This window comes from Metabacillus niabensis, assembly GCF_020524345.1.
Taxonomy (GTDB): Bacteria; Bacillota; Bacilli; order Bacillales; family Bacillaceae; genus Metabacillus; species Metabacillus niabensis_B.
This window is the reverse complement of sequence record NZ_JAIVLH010000012.1, coordinates 120,097-140,562: the sequence shown is the minus strand read 5'-3', so window position 1 is coordinate 140,562 and position 20,466 is coordinate 120,097. Positions and strand designations below refer to the sequence as shown.

Here is a 20,466-nt window from a genome sequence, read left to right as displayed (position 1 = left end):
GGTGAAAGAATGAAAAAAAGGATCGCAGGTTTATTATTAGTTGGAGGCCTAAGTCTAACCCTTTCAGCATGTCAGGAAGCGACGAAGCTAAAGGAATCCAAAGCAGCAGCTGAGCCCAAATTGACATTACATGTTCGGAATCCAAAAGTGGAAATTTCAACACAGTTTGAGCAAATGGTGAAGGCTTATGAAAAGGAAAACCCAAACATAGACATTCAAGTTGAAACGGTTGGGGGAGCAACAGATGATCTTGCTGATCTAAAAGCCCAAATTGCAGCAGGAAAAGGTCCAGACATTTTCACGAATAATGGATATGAGCAAGGTAAGCTATGGAAGAACCTTTTAGAAGATCTATCAGATCAGTCATGGGTCAAACAAGCCTATGATGAAACTCTACTTCCTATGACGTTTGATGAAAAGTTATATGGAATGCCTGTCAATATGGAAGGATACGGCTTTATCTACAATAAAGATTTATTTGAAAAAGCGGGAATTCAAACACCTCCAAAAACACGAACAGAATTAGAAAAATCCGCGGAACAATTACAAAAGGCAGGCATTACACCTTTTGCCAATGGATATTATGAAGAGTGGAAGCTCGGAGTTTTTCTATTAAATATAGCCTTTGCTCAGCAAGATGATCCTGATGAATTTATAAAAAATCTTCATGCAGGAAGTGAAAAAATCACAACAAATCAGGTATTCAAAGAGATGGTTGACTTGCTCGACCTAACCTTAAAATACGGAAATGAACAACCATTAACAACTGATTATTCAATGGAGTTAAACATGTTTACAAAAGGTGAAGCAGCCATTCTCCTTCAAGGCAACTGGGTTCAACCGATGATTGACCAAGCTTCGCTAAATATGAATATTGGTTTTCTCCCAATCCCAATCAATGATGAACCAAAAAACGATGCTCTTGTCGTGAGCGTTTCGAATTATTGGGTCATCAATAAACAATCATCATCTGAAAAGAAAAAAGAAGCAAAGAAATTTTTGAATTGGATGGTCTCATCTCCACAAGGAAAATCATTTATGACCGAACAATTTAAATTCATCCCGGCGTTTAAAAACGTTGAAACCAATCATCTAGGCCCACTTGCACACGACACCTTAACGTACTACAAACAAGGAAAAACCCTATCCTCCAACTGGTTCCACTTTCCCGTCGGCATCAGAGAAGAATTCGGCTCCTCCATGCAGCTATACATCGACAACCAACTAAACCGCGACCAACTACTCCAAGAACTTCAACAATCCTGGGACTAGGGGACAGGTCCCTTGTCCCATTCAGGGACAGTGGACCTGTCCCTTTGTCCCATCCAGCCCCAGCGTCTTTGTCCCCATGTCTTATCAATATACGACGAAATTCCGGTCAATTCGTGACATATCCTCGGATAACACTACTACCCTATAATTTTAGTTGTAAACAAAAACTTGCTAGGAGGATAAGCGATGAACTTTAAGAGTTTTGCCAAACAAGCAACAGTCGTAACACTTAGTACAGCTATTTTATTAGGGGGCGGTGGGTCTTTTGCGTCTGCGAAAGAAAAAGATTCCCGTGATCACAAAGAGGACTATGGAATTTCTCATATCACACGTTCTGATATGCATAAACTCATTGAACAGCAGGGGAATTCTAAATACACTGTTCCTGAATTTGATGAGTCAAAAATTAAAAATATCTCATCTGCAAAAGGATACGATGAGCTAGGAAATTTAATTAATTTAGACGTATGGGATACATGGCCATTACAAAATGCCGACGGGACAGTCGCAACCTATAATGGCTACCAAATTGTTTTTGGTTTAGCAGGTGACCCTGACAGAGGGTGGGACACATTCATCTACATGTTCTATAAAAAAGTAGGCGACAATTCAATTGATAGCTGGAAAAATGCAGGAAGAGTCTTTAAAGATTCCGACAAATTCAAATCAGATGAACAAAATTTAAGAGACCAAGCAGAAGAATGGTCTGGTTCTGCAACATTAACATCTGACGGAGAAGTTCGCTTATTTTATACAAATCGTCATGGATGGGATCCTGCAAATGGATTCTTTGGTAAGCAAACATTAACAACTGCACAAATCAATGTGTCTGAGCCAAGTGAAAACACATTGAAAGTAGATGGAATTGAAGACCACAAATCGATCTTTGATGGAGACGGAAAAAACTATCAAACAGTTCAACAAGCATTTGGCGGTGGAGATTATTCAGATAATCATACATTAAGAGATCCTCATTATATTGAAGAGAATGGTCGCAAGTACCTTGTCTTTGAGGCAAACACTGGAACAGAAACAGGTTACCAAGGTGAGAACTCATTATTTAATAAAGCTTATTATGGTAAAAGTGAAGCATTCTTCCGCAGTGAAAAAAGCAATCTATTAAATAGTCCTAAAAAGGATTTAGCAGAAATTTCAAACGGAGCACTTGGAATAATTGAAATTAATGATGATTACTCTTTAAAGAAAGTCATGAAGCCGCTGATTGCGTCAAACACAGTAACAGATGAAATTGAGCGTCCAAACATCTTTAAAAAGGATGGAAAATGGTATCTATTTACAAGCTCAAGAGGATCTAAAATGACGATTGACGGTATTGATGATGAAGATATTTATCTATTAGGTTATGTGTCTAACTCATTAACAGGTCCATACAAGCCATTAAACAAAACAGGACTTGTGTTACATCAAGATCTTGATCCATATGATGTGACATGGACTTACGCGCATTTTGCGATTCCGCAAGAAGGAAGCGACAATACAGTCGTAACAAGTTATATGACAAACAGAGGATATTTTGAAGACCATCAATCTACCTTTGCACCAAGCTTCCTATTAAACATTAAAGGTGATAAAACATCTGTTGTGAAAGATGGAATTCTTGAGCAAGGTCAAATAACGATTAAATAATTCAGTTGAAAAGAAAATGCCGCTGTACATATGGCATTTTCTTTTTCTATATACTGAAGCTAAACGTGGTGATAACTATGCAAAAACATAAAAAAATCGGCTTCCTTCTTATTTGCTTCCTAATTGTAGGTGTAATTGTATTTGTGATGAATGTCAAAAAAGATACACCATCTCAAACCAATAAAAAAGATACAGAAACGTCCTCCATTCGTGCTCACTACCATTTTACCGTACCTGATAAATGGAAAAATGATCCTCAAAGACCCCTCTATGTGAATGGGAAATATCATTATTACTACCTTTATAACCGTGATTACCCAGACGGAAATGGTACAGAATGGCGGCATGCCAGTTCGGAAGATCTTGTGCATTGGCAGGATGAAGGTGTGGCTATCCCAAAATATACGACTGAAAATGGAGACCCATGGTCAGGCTCGGTTGTCATAGATTCGGAGAATACAGCAGGATTTGGAGAAGGGGCTTTTGTGGCCATTGTGACACAGCCTTCAGCTGATGGTGAGAAGCAGGAACAATTTTTATGGTACAGCACCGACAAAGGACAAACATTCACTCCTTATGGAGATAAACCAATTATGGAAAATCCGGGAACACATGACTTCCGGGATCCAAAGGTGATGTGGGATAAGCGGGATGAAAAGTGGAAAATGGTTATGGCAGAAGGAGCTAAAATAGGGTTCTACGAATCAAAAAATTTGATAAACTGGGAATATACAAGTGGTTTTACAACCGGGGGAATGGGTATTGTAGAATGCCCGGATCTCTATCTTATGCAAGCGGATGATGGGGCTTTAAAATGGGTGCTTGGAGTGAGTGCAAACGGACTTTCTACAAACAAACCAAATACGTATGCTTACTGGATCGGTGATTTCAATGGAAAAGAATTCATTGCTGAACAGAATGATCCCCAATGGCTTGATTACGGGTTTGATTGGTATGGTGGAGTTACCTTTGAAGATGGAACAGAAAAAGATAACCTAACAAGACGTTATGCCTTCGCCTGGATGAATAATTGGGCATATGCTCATAACACTCCAACATTACAGGAAGATTTTAATGGGATGGATTCAATTGTCCGTCAAATAGAATTAAAACATGAAGGTGACAATCACTATTATCTGGCCTCACAACCTATTGAAGCTCTGAACAAGTTGGAAACAACAACAGAATCAATCAAGAACATAAACGTAAATGGAACTAAAACTCTCCCATTAAAAGGAGACGTCTACCAACTAGAAGCTGATATCTCATGGGAAAAACTCAAAAATGTCGGTCTAAGACTACGTGAATCGGCTGATAAGAAGAAACATGTTGATGTTGGAATTTTCTATAACCCAAAGCAGCCTTACTTTTATGTGAATCGTTCCAATACGGACCATCCTGATGAAAATCAGCAATTAGTAGAAAGTACATCACCATTTAACACAAATAAGAAACAGGTGCATCTGAAGATCCTCGTTGACACAACCAGCATTGAGGTTTTTATTGACGATGGAAAAGAAGTGCACTCACAAGTTATTTTTCCGGAAGAAAAAGCTCAAGGTATCTCACTCTTTTCAGAAGGAGGAGAAGCTGTTTTTTCCAACCTTACGTTTACGAATATGAAGCCAGCCAACCACTAACAGACCAAATCGCTTGATGATTTGGTCAAACTCCCTTACCATTAAATAAAAAAATTCATGAAACAATACTGAAACCTCTTCCTTTTTCATACGTACTAAAGATAAGGAGAGTGAAGGAAATGGATAATACGAATAAATTCCTTGCTTCATTAAATTATTTTAGTGTGTTTATTGCCCCATTGTTATTACCTATCATCATTTATTTTGTTGTCGATCATCTCGAAGTAAAACAGCATGCCAAAAAAGCCCTTGTTTCACACATTATTCCTTTCTTATCTATTATAGGTCTATTCATCACGATCTTCTTTGCAGCAGCCTCTAGTTCTTCAGGAGATACCGCCTTTTTTCTTATTATTACTGGTTTTGTACTAGTCGGGTTAATCAATCTTATTGTATTTATTTGGAACATTGTCAAAGGAATTAAGATTTTTACAAAAGAATCATAAGGAGGAGTTTGGATGAAAGAGCAAAGAAAACGAATTTTAAGATTAGTGGAAGAAGGAAAACTTTCCGCGGAAGAAGCATTATCACTTATTGAAGCCTTAGAAAATGAGGAAGCAGTCAAGGAAGAAAAAATAACGGCTTTGTCTACTGAGGTTTTGGGAAATAAGCAGTCTTCTAATGATGACCACGATTCAGCAGAACAAAAGCAATCAATAGGAAACAAATTAATGGATTGGGTCGATTCAGCCGTCAAAAAGGTAAAGGATATGGATTTAGATCTTAATTTTGGTAAATCAATCGGTCTTCAGCATATTTTTCAATTTCAAGGTGATTCGTTCCAAGATATTGATATTCAGCTTACAAATGGAAGTGTCAGCTTTGAGCCTTGGTCTGAAAAGGATATTCGGGTTGAATGTGATGTAAAAGTGTTCCGTGTGGAAAACACTGAACAAGCAAGAGAAACCTTTTTAGCCGGTGTTGATTGTCAAGTGGAAGGAAACCGTTTTGTATTTTTTACAGAGAAAAAGACGATGAAAATAAATATGATCGTCAGACTGCCAGAACAGACATATGAACAAGTTAAAGTGAAATTGTTTAACGGACCGATTAGAGGGGAAGATTTAAGAGTAGAAGCCATAAGGGTAAAAACAGCAAACGGTGTTGTTTCTTTTTCTTCACTCAATGGTGCTAAAGGAGAATTTGAAACAGCAAACGGGCAAATTAAACTTTCAGATGCTCAGTTTGATAAACTTGAACTGGAAACAATCAGCGGTCATATTCAATTTAATGGATCTGCAGAAAAGCTGGATGCGCAGAGTTTTAATGGCAATGTACAAGTAAAGCTTAACGATGATCGTTGTGAAACCTTCTATGCAAAAACAGCGACAGGAAATATTGATATTACAGTTCCGGAAGAAAGTACAATAGTTGGAGAGCTAAAATCAAATTTAGGCTCCTTATCTGCACTGCTTAATGATGTAGAGATTTCCTATGAGAAAAATGAAACAATTCAAAAAGAGCTTAAGTTCCGTACAGCACAGCAGGCAAAAATGACCCTTTTTGCCGATTCGAAAACAGGCTCTATTGAGATTAAATAATTTAAGGATGATGAAACATGAAGAAACTAACAAGATCTCGCCAGAATAAGAAACTAACCGGAGTATTAGGAGGTTTATCAGAATATCTCGGAATGGACGCATCTTTAGTACGTATCCTATTCGTGATTGTTTTACTTTTCACAGGCTTCTTTCCAATGGGAATCATCTATTTGATCTCCATTTTCTTAATCCCGGAAGAAACGGACGTAATGTAAGATGAAAAGGTGGATTGTGAGCATTCTTGTGAATGCTCTCATTTTAATTGTCGTAGCCGGGTTTTTTGATTCCTTTCATTTAAGCGGGATTTGGGCAGCGATAGGAGCGAGCTTTATCTTGTCCATCCTGAATGTGCTTGTGAAACCATTTCTCATTTTATTAACATTACCTGTGACGGTTCTGACTTTAGGGTTATTTCTTTTTGTTATTAATGCTGTCACGCTAATGATTACAGAAGGGTTGATGGGTGATGCGTTTAATATAGATGGTTTTGGAACTGCATTACTTGCCGCTGTTTTTATTGCGATCTTGAATGTGATGATTCAAAAAGGGATTGTTGAACCGATGAAGAAGGATAAATAAACGTTTGTTTAAAAAGAGCAGGGGAGGGAATCTTGCTCTTTTTTTAGTACTATCAGAAAGTATAAGATTTTATGGATGATAGTATAAGAAAAACAAAGGCTTTTCGCCATTAGGACTTGGCGATAAGCCAAGTTTTTCTAATGAAAATACCAAAACCTGCACATACTAAGTGCGGGTGAGTTGCATGGATAAACGAAGGCTTCAGAAGTTGTTAATGATTACTTGTTTTATTTTTCTTTTACCTGCCATTGTCCCAACTAGTGGTAATGAAAGTTCTTCTTTGAGTGTCGAAGCAAGTGCTCCACAAAATTATTTTCATGCTCATCAATACACCTCAACAGATAGGGGGGACATGATGGTAAGTGAAAATACTGCAAAAACAGAACCTCCCCGCTCTTATTCTCCACCAGGAGAGCGTGAATTTTCCAAAGAAAAATATCAGTCATTAAAAAGGATGTACATGTCTGAAAATGAAACACAGTCACAAGTTGGATTTCCTTATCATCGTTTTGATGTAAAGGTTCACCGGGACATAAAGCCATCTGATAAAATCACCCTTTATTGGAAGGGGAAATCATTACCAGGAAGACAAGTCACAATGTATGGCTGGAATGTAGTAAAAGGAAAATGGGTGGAAATTGAAGGTGTAGTGGCAGGTGATACATCCTTTGAATTAAAAGGGAATGTAAATGCCGAGGAATTTGTTCAAAATCGAAAAGTAAGTGTAATTGTCCAGGATCAATTGCCACAGAAATCCAAAAGCTATGATTACTCATTTGTATGGATGTCAGATACTCAATATTATGCACAGGACTACCCCGCAATTTTTAAATCGATTACGGAATGGATTGCTGAGAATAAAGATGTGATGAATATTAAATATGTGTTTCACACGGGAGATATTGTGAATAAAGGAAATGATGAAAGACAATGGAAACGGGCAAGTGCTTATATGAATACGTTGGACGTAGCACGTATTCCTTATGGAGTTCTGCCGGGAAATCATGATGAAGGACATGACTTTAATCGTTATAAAGCCTATTTTGGAGAGAAGCGGTTTATGAAAAAATCCTATTACGGAGGATCTTTTGACCAAAACCGGGGGCATTATGATTTGATTTCAGCAAATGGAAAAGATTATATCTTCGTTTATATGGGCTGGGGGATTGGAAAAAAAGAAATCGAGTGGCTCAATAATGTGCTTGAACGATATGCTGATCGAACAGCGATCCTCTCCTTTCACGAGTACTTAAAAAAGAATGGTGAAAGAAGTCATAAAGGTAATGAAATTTTTGAAAAAGTCGTCAAGCCAAATCAACAGGTTGTGGCGGTGCTTTGTGGACATTATCATAGCAGTCACCTTGCGATAGATGCGCTTGATGATGATGGTGATGGTACAGTTGATCGCAAAGTCTATCAAATTTTAGCCGATTACCAAAAAGGTCCTGAAGGCGGAAGCGGTTTTCTTCGTTTACTTCATGTGGACGAAGAAACGAACACAATTGATGTGCGGACCTACTCTCCTTATAAAAATAAGTATCATTATTACAACCCTGAGAAACATCCGAAAAAAGAACAATTTACAATGGATATTGATGTGGAAAAAACAAATAAAAGTGTTTCAACAACCTATTTTGAGTTGAACATTTACAAACAACTATCAAATGAAAAGGTTGCTGCGGGAAGTAGACCATAAGAAAAGCGCAAGCGCCTTGGTCAGCCTCAGGCAAATAAGACGCAAATGAATAGAAGACGTTCTTTGTCTTCCATTCATTTGTGGCTAGACCCTAGAGGCAGTCAAAAACGCGACATCAATCGCCATGACTGCACTTGCACGTCCTGTGCGATCTAGGGCTAGGCGCTGGAGCTGGACACTAAAAAAGGAGGGACAGTCATAATCGTGACTGCCCCTCATTACTTACTTCACAATAAACGTATCATATCCTTTTGATTTTAGTTCGTTTGCAAGTGCTTCCGCATTTTGTTTGTTTGAAAAAGCACCAACTTGAACTTTGTAATGGGTAGATGATCGTGTGCCTTTTGTGTTTGTTAGTTGATAATATTTCACTATTGCATCAACAATGGCTTTTGCGCATGTCAACCGGTAGCTGGAGGTTTGAAGCAGTGCTGCCTCTTCTTTGTTTGTCATAAATCCACATTCACATAAAATAGCTGTCATGGAGGTTGCTTGTAACACATGGAAATTAGCTGTTTTCACGCCACGATTTTTCCGTTTTGTGCTTGAAATAAGCTCATTCTGAACCATTTGGGCTAACCTGGTAGCCGTTTTTGGCTTAGTTGTATAAACATAGGTTTCAATTCCTTCAGCACTTGTCCATTGTTTTCCATGGCCGTGGGCATTTGCGTGAATGGAGATAAAGACATCCACTTTTTCCTTATTCGCCTTTGTGGTTCTCTCATTCAGAGGAACATCCCGTTGGTCAGAGTGAGTAAATAAAATGGTCACTCCTTCATACTTCATCAATAACTTCTTCATTTCACCTGCAACAGCACGATTAAACTCATACTCCTTCATACCATCAACCGTCCGTTTTCCCGGTGTTTCATACCCATGTCCCGCATCAATTGCAATTTTCATGAACATTCCTCCTTGTCATCATATTCAACCTTTATATAAGGCTTTCTACGAAAAAAGTAGCGCATAAGTTTTATAAGAAGAATAAATTAATTTTTATTTTGGAAAGTATGGTACAAGTGCTAGAATAGAAACAGAAGTTATAGGCTCTTTACTAAAGGTTGTTTTTCTCAACAACGTTCTATGAATGAATAATGATTTGGTTGATTGAAGCAGAAAGCGAGCAACCTGGAGCTGCAATCAACCATGCGCAATCAAATTAAGAAGCAACAATGTTTGCGGTAATACATCACTTGCTTTTCATGTCCATAAAGGAGGATACATCATGCCAAAAGTTCGCACAAAAGATCTAGTTGATAAATTTAATTTCGAAATCGTTAGTGGAGAAGAAGGAATCAATCGTCCGATAACAACAAGTGACCTGTCACGTCCTGGAATTGAAATGGCCGGCTTTTTTACATACTACCCAAAGGAACGTGTTCAACTGCTCGGGAAAACTGAGCTATCGTTTTTCCATCAGCTTTCACCACAGGAAAAGACACATCGCATGGACGAGCTTTGCACAGATATTACGCCTGCGATCATTGTGACAAGAGAAATGGAAACGCCTCAAGAGCTTATTGAAGCATCGGAACGAGAAGGGGTTCCTGTATTGCGATCTCCAATGAAAACAACGCGCTTATCAAGCCATTTAACAAATTTCCTTGAAGGAAAATTAGCGCCGACAACTGCGGTTCATGGCGTATTAGTTGATATTTACGGAGTCGGAGTGTTAATTATAGGAAAAAGTGGTGTCGGGAAAAGTGAAACAGCTCTTGAACTTGTCAAGCGTGGACACCGTCTTGTTGCCGATGATTGTGTTGAAATTCGCCAGGAAGACACCGATACACTAATCGGTAGTGCGCCTGAGCTAATTGAACATTTGTTGGAAATTAGAGGACTGGGCATTATCAATGTTATGACATTATTTGGTGCAGGTGCTGTTCGAAGCTTCAAACGTATCACCCTTGTGATTAATCTTGAAATATGGGATAAAAATAAACAATATGACCGTTTGGGACTAGAAGAAGATAAAATGAGGATCATTGATACAGATATAACAAAGCTAACAGTTCCTGTTCGTCCTGGACGAAATTTATCCGTTATTATTGAAGTAGCTGCGATGAACCATCGCTTAAAAAGAATGGGTGTAAATGCGGCTGAGCAGTTTACAAACAAGCTTGCAGGTGTGATTGAAGAAGGAGATCACGAAGAGGAATAATCAACTTAAAATGGAATCGGAAAACGACCGATTCCCACTCCTTTTTAATTGGAAACATTAGGTAGATATCAATACATAAAAGAAGTAAAATAAATATGATTGTGCTTACGGAAACTCCTGAATGAAGAGGATAAAAAAGCAACAATCATACATAGAGGGAGATGAAGACATGGAAGAAAGTATTAAGCCTCTTGATCCGATTGCCCTTGAATTAGGGCCACTGCAAATTCACTGGTATGGTGTGATTATTGGTCTTGGAGCATTACTCGCACTGTTCATTGCGGTAAAGGAAAGTGAAAGACGCGGATTACATAAAGACACATTTGTGGACCTTGTGTTGTTTGCGATTCCAATTGCTATCATCGGGGCGAGAATCTACTATGTTATCTTTCAGTGGGATTACTATTCTCAAAATCCAGGTGACATTATTAAGATCTGGAATGGCGGACTAGCGATTCACGGTGGATTAATCGCTGCCGTTATAACTGGGGCAGTATTTGCCAAAGTGAAGAATATTTCGTTTTGGAAATTGGCTGATATTGCGGCACCAAGTATTATTCTAGGTCAAGCGATCGGCCGTTGGGGAAACTTTATGAATCAGGAAGCACATGGAGGACCTGTAACAAGAGAGTTTTTGGAAGGTTTACTTTTACCTGATTTTATCGTCAATCAAATGTATATAAATGGACAATATTACCATCCAACTTTTTTATATGAATCATTATGGAGCCTTGTTGGATTTATCGGTCTCATGTTGCTCCGAAAAGCAAACTTCAGACGCGGGGAGCTTTTCTTAACATATGTGATCTGGTATTCCATCGGACGCTTTTTCGTTGAAGGACTTAGAACAGATAGCTTAATGCTGACAGATACATTGCGAATTGCACAAGTGATTTCTATTGTTCTGATCCTTATTGCTGTAGGAGTGATCATTTTCCGACGGATGAAGGGCTATTCAAAAGAACGCTATTTAGATGCGAGTCAATAAAACCCTGGCCGATTAGCAATTTTTACATCAAGGGAGAGGGTCAAAGTGTTTGACAGTTTGAAAACAGGCTTGAAGGCAGGATTGCAGACAACCTGGACATTAGGAAAAGTTATTTTTCCAATTACATTGATTGTAAGCCTGCTGCAATATACACCCGTATTAGGGTGGATTGTAAAGCTGATTTCACCATTGATGGGGATTTTCGGATTATCAGGTGAAGCAGCTATCCCGCTTGTCATAGGGAACTTTCTTAATCTATATGCTGGAATTGGTGCCATATTATCTTTGGAATTAACCGTGAAGGAAGTATTTATCTTAGCGTTGATGCTTTCCTTTTCACATAATTTACTCGTGGAATCCTCTGTGGCGGCAAAGGTTGGGTTGAAGCTATGGATCATTTTGATTGTAAGACTCGGTCTTGCCATAAGTTCCGCCATCGTCGTAAACCTTGCCTGGCAAGGCGGAGGTGAAACGGCACAATACGGATTTGTTAGTCAAACGAGTGTGGTACCAAACGGTTGGTTTGAAATCATCGTCCTTGCGTTACAAAAAGCAACACTTGGTATTGTTCAATTAGCGTTAATTGTTATCCCGTTAATGGTGGTTATTCAATACTTAAAGGATTATGGAATTTTAAATGTATTTACCCGTTGGATGGCCCCTGTTACAAGAATGCTTGGTATGAAGGAAAACACATCGATGACATTGGTGGCAGGATTAACAATTGGGTTGGCATACGGAGCAGGTGTTATGATCCAAGCAGTCAAAGAAGATGGTGTAAGCTATAAGGATTTAACATTGGCTTTTATCTTTTTAGTATCCTGTCATGCAGTTGTAGAGGATACATTAATTTTTATTCCATTAGGAATTCCGGTATGGCCGTTGCTTGTTATTCGTTTGTCTGTGGCGATTATTCTTACGATGACAGTAGCAGCTATCTGGAGAAAATTCGAAACAGCACCTAGAAGAAAGGAAGCGACATATGAAAATTAATACACTATTATTTGACCTGGACGGAACATTGATCAATACAAATGAATTAATTATTGAATCCTTTCTCCACACACTACATTCGTATTATCCGGACCAATATAAAAGAGAAGATGTTTTGCCGTTTATCGGCCCAACTCTTTATGATACATTCACAAGTATCAACCCGGAGAAAACAGAAGAAATGGTGAAGGTGTATCGCAAGTTTAATCATGAACAACATGACACGCTTGTAACGGAATACGAAACAGTGTTTGAAACAATCAAAACACTTAAGGAGCATGGCTTCAAACTCGGTATTGTGACAACGAAAATCCGCGATACCGTGAACATGGGGCTAAAGCTTACAAAGCTTGATCAGTTTTTTGATGTTGTTGTCACTCTTGATGATGTTGAAAACGCAAAGCCGCATCCGGAACCTGTTTTAAACGCATTAGCACAGCTTGATTCAAAACCGGAGGAAGCGATCATGGTCGGTGATAATCACCATGATGTGGAAGCGGGAAAAAATGCCGGTACCAAAACAGCCGGTGTTTCCTGGAGTATAAAAGGCAGAGAGTATATCAGCAGCTACAATCCGGATTATTTACTAGAAAGAATGAGTGATCTACTTCCAATTGTTGGAGTGAAATAAGGTGAGGAGAACAACAAGATACCCTGTGTCAGGAGCCAACTCGCTTTGGCATGTGTATAAAACCGTCCCGTTTTGGAAGGTTGTTCGGAACTTTGTTGTGATTCAACTTGCACGTTATACACCATTTTTAGCAATGAAAAATTGGCTCTATCGTACTTTTTTACACATGAAAATCGGTGATCAAACCTCATTCGCGCTTATGGTGATGCTTGATGTCATGTTTCCGGAAAAGATATCGGTTGGAAGAAACACGGTCATCGGCTATAACACAACCATTCTCGCTCACGAATATTTGATTAAAGAATACCGGCTTGGTGATGTTCAAATTGGTGATGAAGTAATGATAGGAGCAAATACAACAATCCTGCCAGGTATCATCATTGGCGACGGAGCTATTGTCTCAGCTGGAACTCTTGTTCACAAAGATGTCCCCGCAGGAGCCTTCGTCGGTGGAAACCCGATGCAAATCATCTATACAAAAGAAGAACTGGCAAAAAGAGAAGAAGCTGCTAGTACAAACTAGTGGCTTTTTCTTTTAGTTGAACAAGTGATTTAAGGTTCATGTTATATACTTTTTTAATCAAAAGGGTCTCTAGCAGAGACTATTTAGGTTGATTGAAGCGAGCAACCTGGAGCTGCAATCAGCCACCACAACACTTTTTACATAAGCATCTAAGTGCCAAACTTGGCCTTAATCAAACGTTTGTTTAAACACTCAAAAGTCAGAATAATATGTAAACTAAACAAATTTCACCTAATATATAGTAATTCCTTGAAATATCCCCTTCACTTTGGTAGTATATTAGCATATTAGCGAAGTAAAGGATTCTGAAAATTAACTTAGTATTCAATGACGACGGGGGTACTGACACATATGTTTATGTTTGAAAAACCACTTGGGATGGTTGATACATTACCAAATCTATATGAAGTAAAAAAGAAAACACGAAATGAAATGACAACCGAAATTGAAGGCTGGGGATTTGAATTTATCGAAACACCAACACTGGAATATTACGAAACAGTCGGCGTTCAATCCGCTATCCTGGATCAACAGCTTTTTAAATTACTTGATCAACAAGGCCACACATTAGTGCTTCGTCCTGATATGACAGCACCAATTGCACGTGTAGCTGCTTCAAAACTATTTAACAACCTCTATCCGCAACGACTTGCGTACTCAGCAAATGTATTTCGTGCCCAACAGCATGAAGGTGGACGTCCTGCTGAATTTGAACAAGTAGGGGTAGAACTAATCGGTGATGGCACTTCAAGCGCTGATGCTGAAGTGATTGCCTTAATGGTTTCAGTGCTAAAGAAAGCAGGACTGAATAATTTCAAAATTGCGATCGGCCATATTGGTTACGCAAATGCCTTATTTAAAGAAGTGCTGGGAAATCAGGAACGGGCAGATGTGTTAAGACGATTCCTGTATGAGAAAAACTATGTAGGCTACCGCGAGCATGTAAAAAGCTTACCTTTATCCTCTATTGATAAAGAGCGTTTGTTTACTCTATTAACACTTCGTGGAGGCATTGAAAAAGTAAATGAAGCGAAAGAACTTGTTACCTCACAGGAAGCTCTTAGCTCTTTAGAAGAAATCTCACAAATTTGGAGTGCACTTGAAGCATATCAAGTAACAGACTATCTAAAACTTGATTTAAATATCGTCAGCCATATGAGCTATTACACAGGTGTTTTATTTGAAGTGTATGCAGATAATGTTGGATTTCCGATTGGAAATGGCGGACGCTATGACCACTTATTTGAAAAGTTCAACCGTGCGGCACCTGCAACAGGGTTTGGTCTGCACCTGGATCGTTTAATCGAAGCCCTTAACGTTACAGAAGAAGCAACACTTCAATGTGTGATATACAGTCAAGAACGTCGTGCTGAGGCAATTATCTTTGCAACAGAGCTAAGACAATCAAATAAACGAGTTGTCATGCAGGATATTACCGGTATTAAAGATGTTGATGCATATACAAAAAAATTTGAAGAAGTAAGTTATTTTATTGGTTCTCGAAAGGAGGAGCTGTAAGATGAGTCAACAGTTAACAATTGCGATGCCAAAAGGAAGAATTTTTGAAGAAGCAGCAGATATGCTTCGCAATGCAGGCTATCAGCTTCCTCCCGAGTTCGATGAATCCAGAAAATTAATTTTGGATGTTCCAAACGAAAATATCCGCTTCATTTTAGCGAAGCCGATGGATGTTGTGACATATGTTGAGCATGGGGTAGCAGATGTTGGAATTGCCGGAAAAGACGTCATGCTTGAAGAAGATCGGGATGTGTATGAGGTACTTGATCTGAAAATCAGTGAGTGCTATTTAGCAGTTGCTGGTCTTCCTGATACAAAAATCTCCAATGTTGCGCCTAAAGTGGCTACAAAATATCCAAAGGTAGCATCAAGCTACTTCCGCGAGCAAGGTGAACAGGTGGAAATTATTAAGTTAAATGGATCAATCGAGCTTGCACCTTTAATCGGATTGGCAGAGCGGATCGTTGATATTGTGTCAACAGGAAGAACATTAAAAGAAAACGGGTTAGTCGAGCTTGAGCATATTTGCCACATTACATCGCGATTAATCGTAAATCCGGTAAGCTATCGTATGAAGGATGAACCGATTGATGAATTAGTTGAGCGACTATCAAAGGTCATTGGGGGCTAATCAATGAAAATTACAACCATTACAGATAAAAAGGTTAGTTTAAGACGAACGATTGATACGGGGACAGAGGAACAACGGAAAATTGTTCAATCCATCATATCGGATGTACGCGGACAAGGAGATGCCGCTCTATTTTCCTATACAGAAAAATTTGATCGTGTTTTACTAGATTCCTTGAAAGTAACAGAAGCTGAATATGCAGCAGCCTATGAAGCTTTAGATCAAGAATTAGTAGACATCATCCGCGAAGCTGCAGCTAATATTCGTTCTTTCCATGAAAAACAAAAGCGTGAATCATGGTTTAGCTTTAATGAAGAAGGAACAATGCTTGGGCAAAAAATCACCGCACTTGATGCAGTCGGTGTGTATGTACCGGGTGGAACAGCGGCATATCCTTCATCTGTTTTAATGAATGTCATTCCAGCACAAGTTGCAGGTGTAAAGCGAATTGTCCTTGTTTCACCGCCAAATCAAGAAGGAACACTACCGGCAGGGGTCCTTGTTGCTGCTAAAGAACTTGGTATTGAAGAGATTTATAAAGTCGGGGGAGCCCAGGCGATTGCAGCGTTAGCATATGGAACGGAAACAATCGCTGCCGTAGATAAAATTATGGGTCCAGGAAATATTTTCGTAGCCTTGGCAAAGCGAGAAGTCTTTGGAAACGTTGATATCGATATGATTGCTGGACCGAGTGAAATTGTTGTTCTAAGTGATGAAACCGCGAAAGCGAATGAAATTGCGGCAGATCTTTTATCACAGGCAGAACATGATAAACAGGCATCAAGCATCCTTGTGACAACTTCAATGAAGCAGGCTGAAGAAGTAAAAGCTGAAGTGGAGCGACAAGTCGAATTATTACCGAGAAAAGAAATCGCGAAGGCTTCAATTGAAGCATATGGACATATTTATGTTGCTGAAGATCTTGAAACAGCGATTGCGGTTGTCAACGAGCTTGCACCGGAACATCTTGAAGTTCTAACGGAAAATCCATTAGCAAGCCTTAATGAAATCCGCCATGCGGGAGCAATTTTCCTTGGTCGTTATAGCTCAGAGCCTGTTGGTGATTATTTTGCAGGACCGAACCATGTGTTACCAACAAACGGAACAGCTCGTTTTTCAAGTCCATTGAATGTTGATGATTTTATGAAAAAATCGAGCATTATCCAATATAGCGAGAAAGCATTCCACAACAACTACGAAAAAGTGGCAAAGTTAGCAAGATTAGAAGGCTTGGAAGCACATGCGCGTGCAATGGAAGAAAGGCTTAAATAGGAGGAAACGAAATGACAAGAACAGCTTCAATTAAACGTGATACAAAGGAAACACAAATTTCCTTGTCCTTTTCTATTGACGGGACAGGTCAATCTTCTTTAAAAACGGATGTACCATTTATGGACCATATGCTTGACCTTTTTACAAAGCACGGGCAATTTGATTTATCAGTTGATGCAAATGGTGATGTTGAAATTGATGATCACCATACAACAGAGGACATCGGCATTTGCTTAGGGCAGGCTATCCGTGAAGCATTGGGTGATAAAAGAGGAATTAAGCGCTATGGAAGTGCATTTGTTCCGATGGATGAAGCATTGGCACAGGTTGTTGTTGATTTGAGCAACCGTCCGCATCTTGAATACAGAGGAGAACTTCCAAGTACAAAAGTTGGAACATTTGATACTGAAAATGTCCATGAATTTCTTTGGAAGTTTGCATTAGAGGCTCGTATGAATTTACATGTTATTGTTCACTATGGCCGTAACACACACCATATTATTGAAGCAATTTTCAAAGCATTAGCGAGAGCGCTTGATGAAGCAACAATGGTTGATCCACGTATGGAAGGAAAGCTTCCTTCAACGAAAGGGATGTTATAAGCATGATTGCAATCATTGATTATGGTATGGGAAATCTGTACAGTGTCAGCAAAGCGTTGGAACGGATGGATGCTGAGTATATTATGACAAGTGATCAAGAAGCACTTGCCAAAGCTGACGGCTATATTTTACCAGGGGTTGGCTCATTCAAAGATGCTATGGAAATTCTTAATGAAACAGGCTTAACTCAGTTCGTTCAAAAAGTTGTTTCAGAAGGAAAGCCATTATTAGGTATTTGCCTTGGGATGCAGCTATTATTTGATGAAAGTATTGAAAATGGTGAAGCAAAGGGACTTTCTCTTTTATCTGGCCGGGTCATTCGGATTCCTGAGTCTGTAAAAGGTGAATCATTCAAGGTACCACATATGGGCTGGAACGATTTGACGATTCGAAATGAGAGCCCATTGTTAGCGGGAATATCCAGTGGTTATGCTTATTTCGTTCACTCGTATTTTGTGGATGCTGCTGATGAGGATACATTGTTGGCGACGGCAAGCTATAGTGTTGAGGTGCCTGCTGTTGTGGGACGCGGAAATGTGTACGGAACACAATTTCACCCGGAAAAAAGCAGTGAGTTAGGTCTGGCGATTTTAGAAAACTATATTAACCTGGTGGAGGGAGAAAAACGATGAGTCAGTTTATTATTTATCCTGCAATCGATATGCGCGGCGGGAAATGTGTTCGATTGCTTCAAGGAGATTATAACAAGGAAACGGTTTATGGCGATTCTCCTTTCGATATGGCAAAACAATTTGATGATCAAGGAGCAAACTGGATTCACATGGTTGATTTAGATGGTGCAAAGGAAGGCAAGCTTGTAAATCATCAGCATGTTATTGATGCAGCTGTGAAACTATCAGCGAAAATCCAAATTGGCGGCGGAATTCGTACGGAGGAAGATGTTGAGTATTATCTTTCAAATGGCGTAGACCGGGTGATTTTAGGAAGTGCAGCCATTTCAAATCCTGAGTTCGTGAAAAAGATGCTTGCTACATATGGTGAGAAAATCGCGATCGGAATCGATGCAAAAGACGGTTATGTCTCGACAGAAGGCTGGTTGAATACATCAAATGTAAAAGCAACAGATCTTGGAAAAGAGCTTGCAAATGCTGGTGCTGAAGTGTTCATTTTTACAGATATTGCAACAGATGGCATGCTGTCTGGTCCAAATGTGGAGGCAGTTGTGGAGATGGCAAAAGCAACTGGTAAACAAGTCATTGCTTCAGGTGGCGTCAGCTCTCTAAAGGACTTGGAAACTCTTTCTGAAAACAAACAAACAGGTGTGGCAGGAGCGATCGTTGGAAAAGCCTTATATACAAATCAATTTAGTTTACCAGACGCATTAAAGGTAGGCGCATCATCATGATTACAAAGCGTATTATTCCGTGTCTTGATGTGAAGGAAGGCCGTGTGGTCAAAGGAATTCAATTTTTAGGGTTACGAGATGCCGGAGATCCTGTAGAGCTGGCAAAGTTTTATGATAAAGAAGGGGCTGATGAGCTCGTTTTCTTAGATATTTCTGCTTCACACGAAGGACGGAAAACAATGGTTGATGTTGTGGAACAGGTGGCAGCACAGCTTGCAATCCCGTTTACAGTTGGCGGAGGAATCAACTCATTGGAAGATATGAAACGTATCCTGCGTGCCGGAGCTGATAAAGTATCTCTTAACACGGCTGCATTATTGAATCCTGATTTAATTACAGAAGGTGCCAGCTTTTTCGGTTCACAGTGTATAGTTGTTGCTATTGATGCCAAATACGACGATCAGTTAGGCAGCTGGAGAGTCTTCACACATGGCGGCAGAAATGCAACAAAATGGGAAGTCGTCGAGTGGGCCAGGGAAGCTGTGAAGCGTGGTGCTGGTGAAATTCTATTAACAAGCATGGACAGTGATGGAGAAAAAAGCGGCTTCAATCTTGCTTTAAATAAGGCTGTCAGTGAAGCGGTAACTGTTCCTGTCATTGCCTCTGGTGGTGCAGGAAATGCCGAACACTTTTTACATGCCTTTCAAGAAGGAAAAGCTGATGCAGCATTGGCCGCATCCATTTTCCACTATAAAGAAACATCTGTGAAAGAAGTAAAAGCATATTTAGATCAACAGGGGGTGAATGTACGATGATAGAATCGATTAAATTTGATCAAAACGGCTTAGTGCCTGCCATCGTGCAAGATGCAGTTAGCAAGGAAGTTTTAACATTAGCTTATATGAATGAAGAATCGTTTAAAAAAACGATCGAAACAAAGGAAACTTGGTTCTACAGCCGTTCACGTCAAGAGTTGTGGCATAAAGGTGCAACAAGCGGAAACACGCAAACAGTTGTGGAGATGAGATATGATTGTGATCAGGACGCGATTTTAGTACTTGTTCAACCTGAAGGACCGGCATGCCATACAGGTGCCTACACATGTTTTAGTGAAACAATTGATAAGCAGGAAGTACAAGCACCACAAGATCGTTTCCAGATTCTAAATACATTGGAAACATTGATTGCCGAGCGTGAAAGTGAGCTTCCGGAAGGATCTTATACGACATATCTCTTTACCGAAGGTGTTGATAAGATTTTAAAGAAGGTCGGTGAGGAAGCAGGAGAAGTGATCATTGCGGCAAAAAACCGTGATCATGGTGAGTTAAAATGGGAAGTTGCAGATCTATTGTTTCACTTAATGGTGTTATTGCGTGAACAAAAGCTTCCGCTGGATGATGTATTAAAGGTGCTTGAAGAACGACATATCGGGAAATAACGAAGAGGCCTGTCTCATTCTTTAGGGT

The 20,466-nt window shown here is 39.4% G+C and carries 22 protein-coding genes; 21 read left to right on the top strand and 1 reads right to left on the bottom strand.

The features are described from left to right. Positions 1 to 9 precede the first annotated feature (9 nt). From LC095_RS14635 to LC095_RS14600, 8 genes are all read left to right on the top strand, one after another. The gene (locus LC095_RS14635; RefSeq protein WP_226528840.1) at positions 10 to 1,272 is read left to right on the top strand and encodes an ABC transporter substrate-binding protein; all 1,263 of its coding nucleotides are present in this window, start codon (positions 10 to 12) and stop codon (positions 1,270 to 1,272) included. 186 nt (positions 1,273 to 1,458) lie between these two features. Further along, on the top strand, positions 1,459 to 2,919 hold the full coding sequence (locus tag LC095_RS14630) for a glycoside hydrolase family 68 protein (RefSeq protein ID WP_226528839.1): 1,461 nt from the start codon (positions 1,459 to 1,461) through the stop codon (positions 2,917 to 2,919). A gap of 77 nt (positions 2,920 to 2,996) precedes the next feature. Then, positions 2,997 to 4,559, top strand: a complete 1,563-nt coding sequence (locus LC095_RS14625; protein ID WP_413467489.1) for a glycoside hydrolase family 32 protein — start codon at positions 2,997 to 2,999, stop codon at positions 4,557 to 4,559. 119 nt (positions 4,560 to 4,678) lie between these two features. Next, positions 4,679 to 5,005 carry a DUF4870 domain-containing protein gene (locus tag LC095_RS14620; RefSeq protein WP_226528838.1) on the top strand — a complete coding sequence of 109 codons (327 nt, stop codon included), beginning with the start codon at positions 4,679 to 4,681 and terminating at the stop codon, positions 5,003 to 5,005. Positions 5,006 to 5,017: 12 nt separating this feature from the next. Further along, complete coding sequence (locus LC095_RS14615; RefSeq protein WP_226528837.1) at positions 5,018 to 6,100, top strand: DUF4097 family beta strand repeat-containing protein; 1,083 nt, start codon at positions 5,018 to 5,020, stop codon at positions 6,098 to 6,100. 17 nt (positions 6,101 to 6,117) lie between these two features. Continuing rightward, on the top strand, positions 6,118 to 6,315 hold the full coding sequence (locus LC095_RS14610) for a PspC domain-containing protein (RefSeq protein ID WP_216775386.1): 198 nt from the start codon (positions 6,118 to 6,120) through the stop codon (positions 6,313 to 6,315). Position 6,316: 1 nt separating this feature from the next. Further along, positions 6,317 to 6,679: a phage holin family protein gene (locus LC095_RS14605; protein WP_078431681.1), complete on the top strand. Its 363-nt coding sequence runs from the start codon at positions 6,317 to 6,319 to the stop codon at positions 6,677 to 6,679. A 184-nt stretch (positions 6,680 to 6,863) separates the two neighbouring features. Next, the gene (locus tag LC095_RS14600) at positions 6,864 to 8,375 is read left to right on the top strand and encodes a metallophosphoesterase (protein ID WP_226528836.1); all 1,512 of its coding nucleotides are present in this window, start codon (positions 6,864 to 6,866) and stop codon (positions 8,373 to 8,375) included. 222 nt (positions 8,376 to 8,597) lie between these two features. On the opposite strand, the gene LC095_RS14595 is transcribed toward LC095_RS14600, so the two are convergent. Beyond that, on the bottom strand, positions 8,598 to 9,278 hold the full coding sequence (locus tag LC095_RS14595) for an N-acetylmuramoyl-L-alanine amidase (RefSeq protein WP_226528835.1): 681 nt from the start codon (positions 9,276 to 9,278) through the stop codon (positions 8,598 to 8,600). 322 nt (positions 9,279 to 9,600) lie between these two features. On the opposite strand from LC095_RS14595, the gene hprK reads away from it, so the two are divergent. The 13 genes from hprK to hisIE all read left to right on the top strand — a co-directional run bounded on the left by hprK (position 9,601) and on the right by hisIE (position 20,438). Continuing rightward, the gene (gene hprK, locus LC095_RS14590) at positions 9,601 to 10,536 is read left to right on the top strand and encodes an HPr(Ser) kinase/phosphatase (RefSeq protein ID WP_226528834.1); all 936 of its coding nucleotides are present in this window, start codon (positions 9,601 to 9,603) and stop codon (positions 10,534 to 10,536) included. Positions 10,537 to 10,705: 169 nt separating this feature from the next. Beyond that, positions 10,706 to 11,524 carry a prolipoprotein diacylglyceryl transferase gene (gene lgt / locus LC095_RS14585; protein ID WP_078431677.1) on the top strand — a complete coding sequence of 273 codons (819 nt, stop codon included), beginning with the start codon at positions 10,706 to 10,708 and terminating at the stop codon, positions 11,522 to 11,524. A 45-nt stretch (positions 11,525 to 11,569) separates the two neighbouring features. Then, complete coding sequence (locus LC095_RS14580) at positions 11,570 to 12,517, top strand: nucleoside recognition domain-containing protein (RefSeq protein ID WP_226528833.1); 948 nt, start codon at positions 11,570 to 11,572, stop codon at positions 12,515 to 12,517. Then, positions 12,507 to 13,148, top strand: coding sequence for a pyrophosphatase PpaX (ppaX, locus tag LC095_RS14575; RefSeq protein WP_226528832.1), 642 nt, complete (start codon positions 12,507 to 12,509; stop codon positions 13,146 to 13,148). The genes LC095_RS14580 and ppaX overlap by 11 nt, the downstream gene beginning before the upstream one ends. Position 13,149: 1 nt before the next feature. Next, positions 13,150 to 13,671: an acyltransferase gene (locus tag LC095_RS14570; protein WP_226528831.1), complete on the top strand. Its 522-nt coding sequence runs from the start codon at positions 13,150 to 13,152 to the stop codon at positions 13,669 to 13,671. Between the two features lie 327 nt (positions 13,672 to 13,998). Next, positions 13,999 to 15,189: an ATP phosphoribosyltransferase regulatory subunit gene (locus LC095_RS14565; protein ID WP_226528830.1), complete on the top strand. Its 1,191-nt coding sequence runs from the start codon at positions 13,999 to 14,001 to the stop codon at positions 15,187 to 15,189. A gap of 1 nt (position 15,190) precedes the next feature. Beyond that, positions 15,191 to 15,820 (top strand): ATP phosphoribosyltransferase, encoded by a 630-nt coding sequence (hisG, locus tag LC095_RS14560; RefSeq protein WP_226528829.1) that lies wholly within the window; start codon positions 15,191 to 15,193, stop codon positions 15,818 to 15,820. Between the two features lie 3 nt (positions 15,821 to 15,823). Beyond that, positions 15,824 to 17,092, top strand: coding sequence for a histidinol dehydrogenase (gene hisD, locus LC095_RS14555; protein ID WP_226528828.1), 1,269 nt, complete (start codon positions 15,824 to 15,826; stop codon positions 17,090 to 17,092). A gap of 11 nt (positions 17,093 to 17,103) precedes the next feature. Further along, positions 17,104 to 17,694, top strand: coding sequence for an imidazoleglycerol-phosphate dehydratase HisB (hisB, locus tag LC095_RS14550; RefSeq protein ID WP_226528827.1), 591 nt, complete (start codon positions 17,104 to 17,106; stop codon positions 17,692 to 17,694). A 2-nt stretch (positions 17,695 to 17,696) separates the two neighbouring features. Further along, complete coding sequence (hisH, locus tag LC095_RS14545; RefSeq protein WP_226528826.1) at positions 17,697 to 18,326, top strand: imidazole glycerol phosphate synthase subunit HisH; 630 nt, start codon at positions 17,697 to 17,699, stop codon at positions 18,324 to 18,326. Continuing rightward, on the top strand, positions 18,323 to 19,060 hold the full coding sequence (gene hisA / locus LC095_RS14540) for a 1-(5-phosphoribosyl)-5-[(5-phosphoribosylamino)methylideneamino]imidazole-4-carboxamide isomerase (protein WP_226528825.1): 738 nt from the start codon (positions 18,323 to 18,325) through the stop codon (positions 19,058 to 19,060). Before hisH ends, hisA begins: the two co-directional genes overlap by 4 nt. Continuing rightward, complete coding sequence (hisF, locus tag LC095_RS14535; RefSeq protein ID WP_226528824.1) at positions 19,057 to 19,815, top strand: imidazole glycerol phosphate synthase subunit HisF; 759 nt, start codon at positions 19,057 to 19,059, stop codon at positions 19,813 to 19,815. The genes hisA and hisF overlap by 4 nt, the downstream gene beginning before the upstream one ends. After that, complete coding sequence (hisIE, locus tag LC095_RS14530) at positions 19,812 to 20,438, top strand: bifunctional phosphoribosyl-AMP cyclohydrolase/phosphoribosyl-ATP diphosphatase HisIE (protein WP_226528823.1); 627 nt, start codon at positions 19,812 to 19,814, stop codon at positions 20,436 to 20,438. Before hisF ends, hisIE begins: the two co-directional genes overlap by 4 nt. Positions 20,439 to 20,466 lie beyond the last annotated feature (28 nt).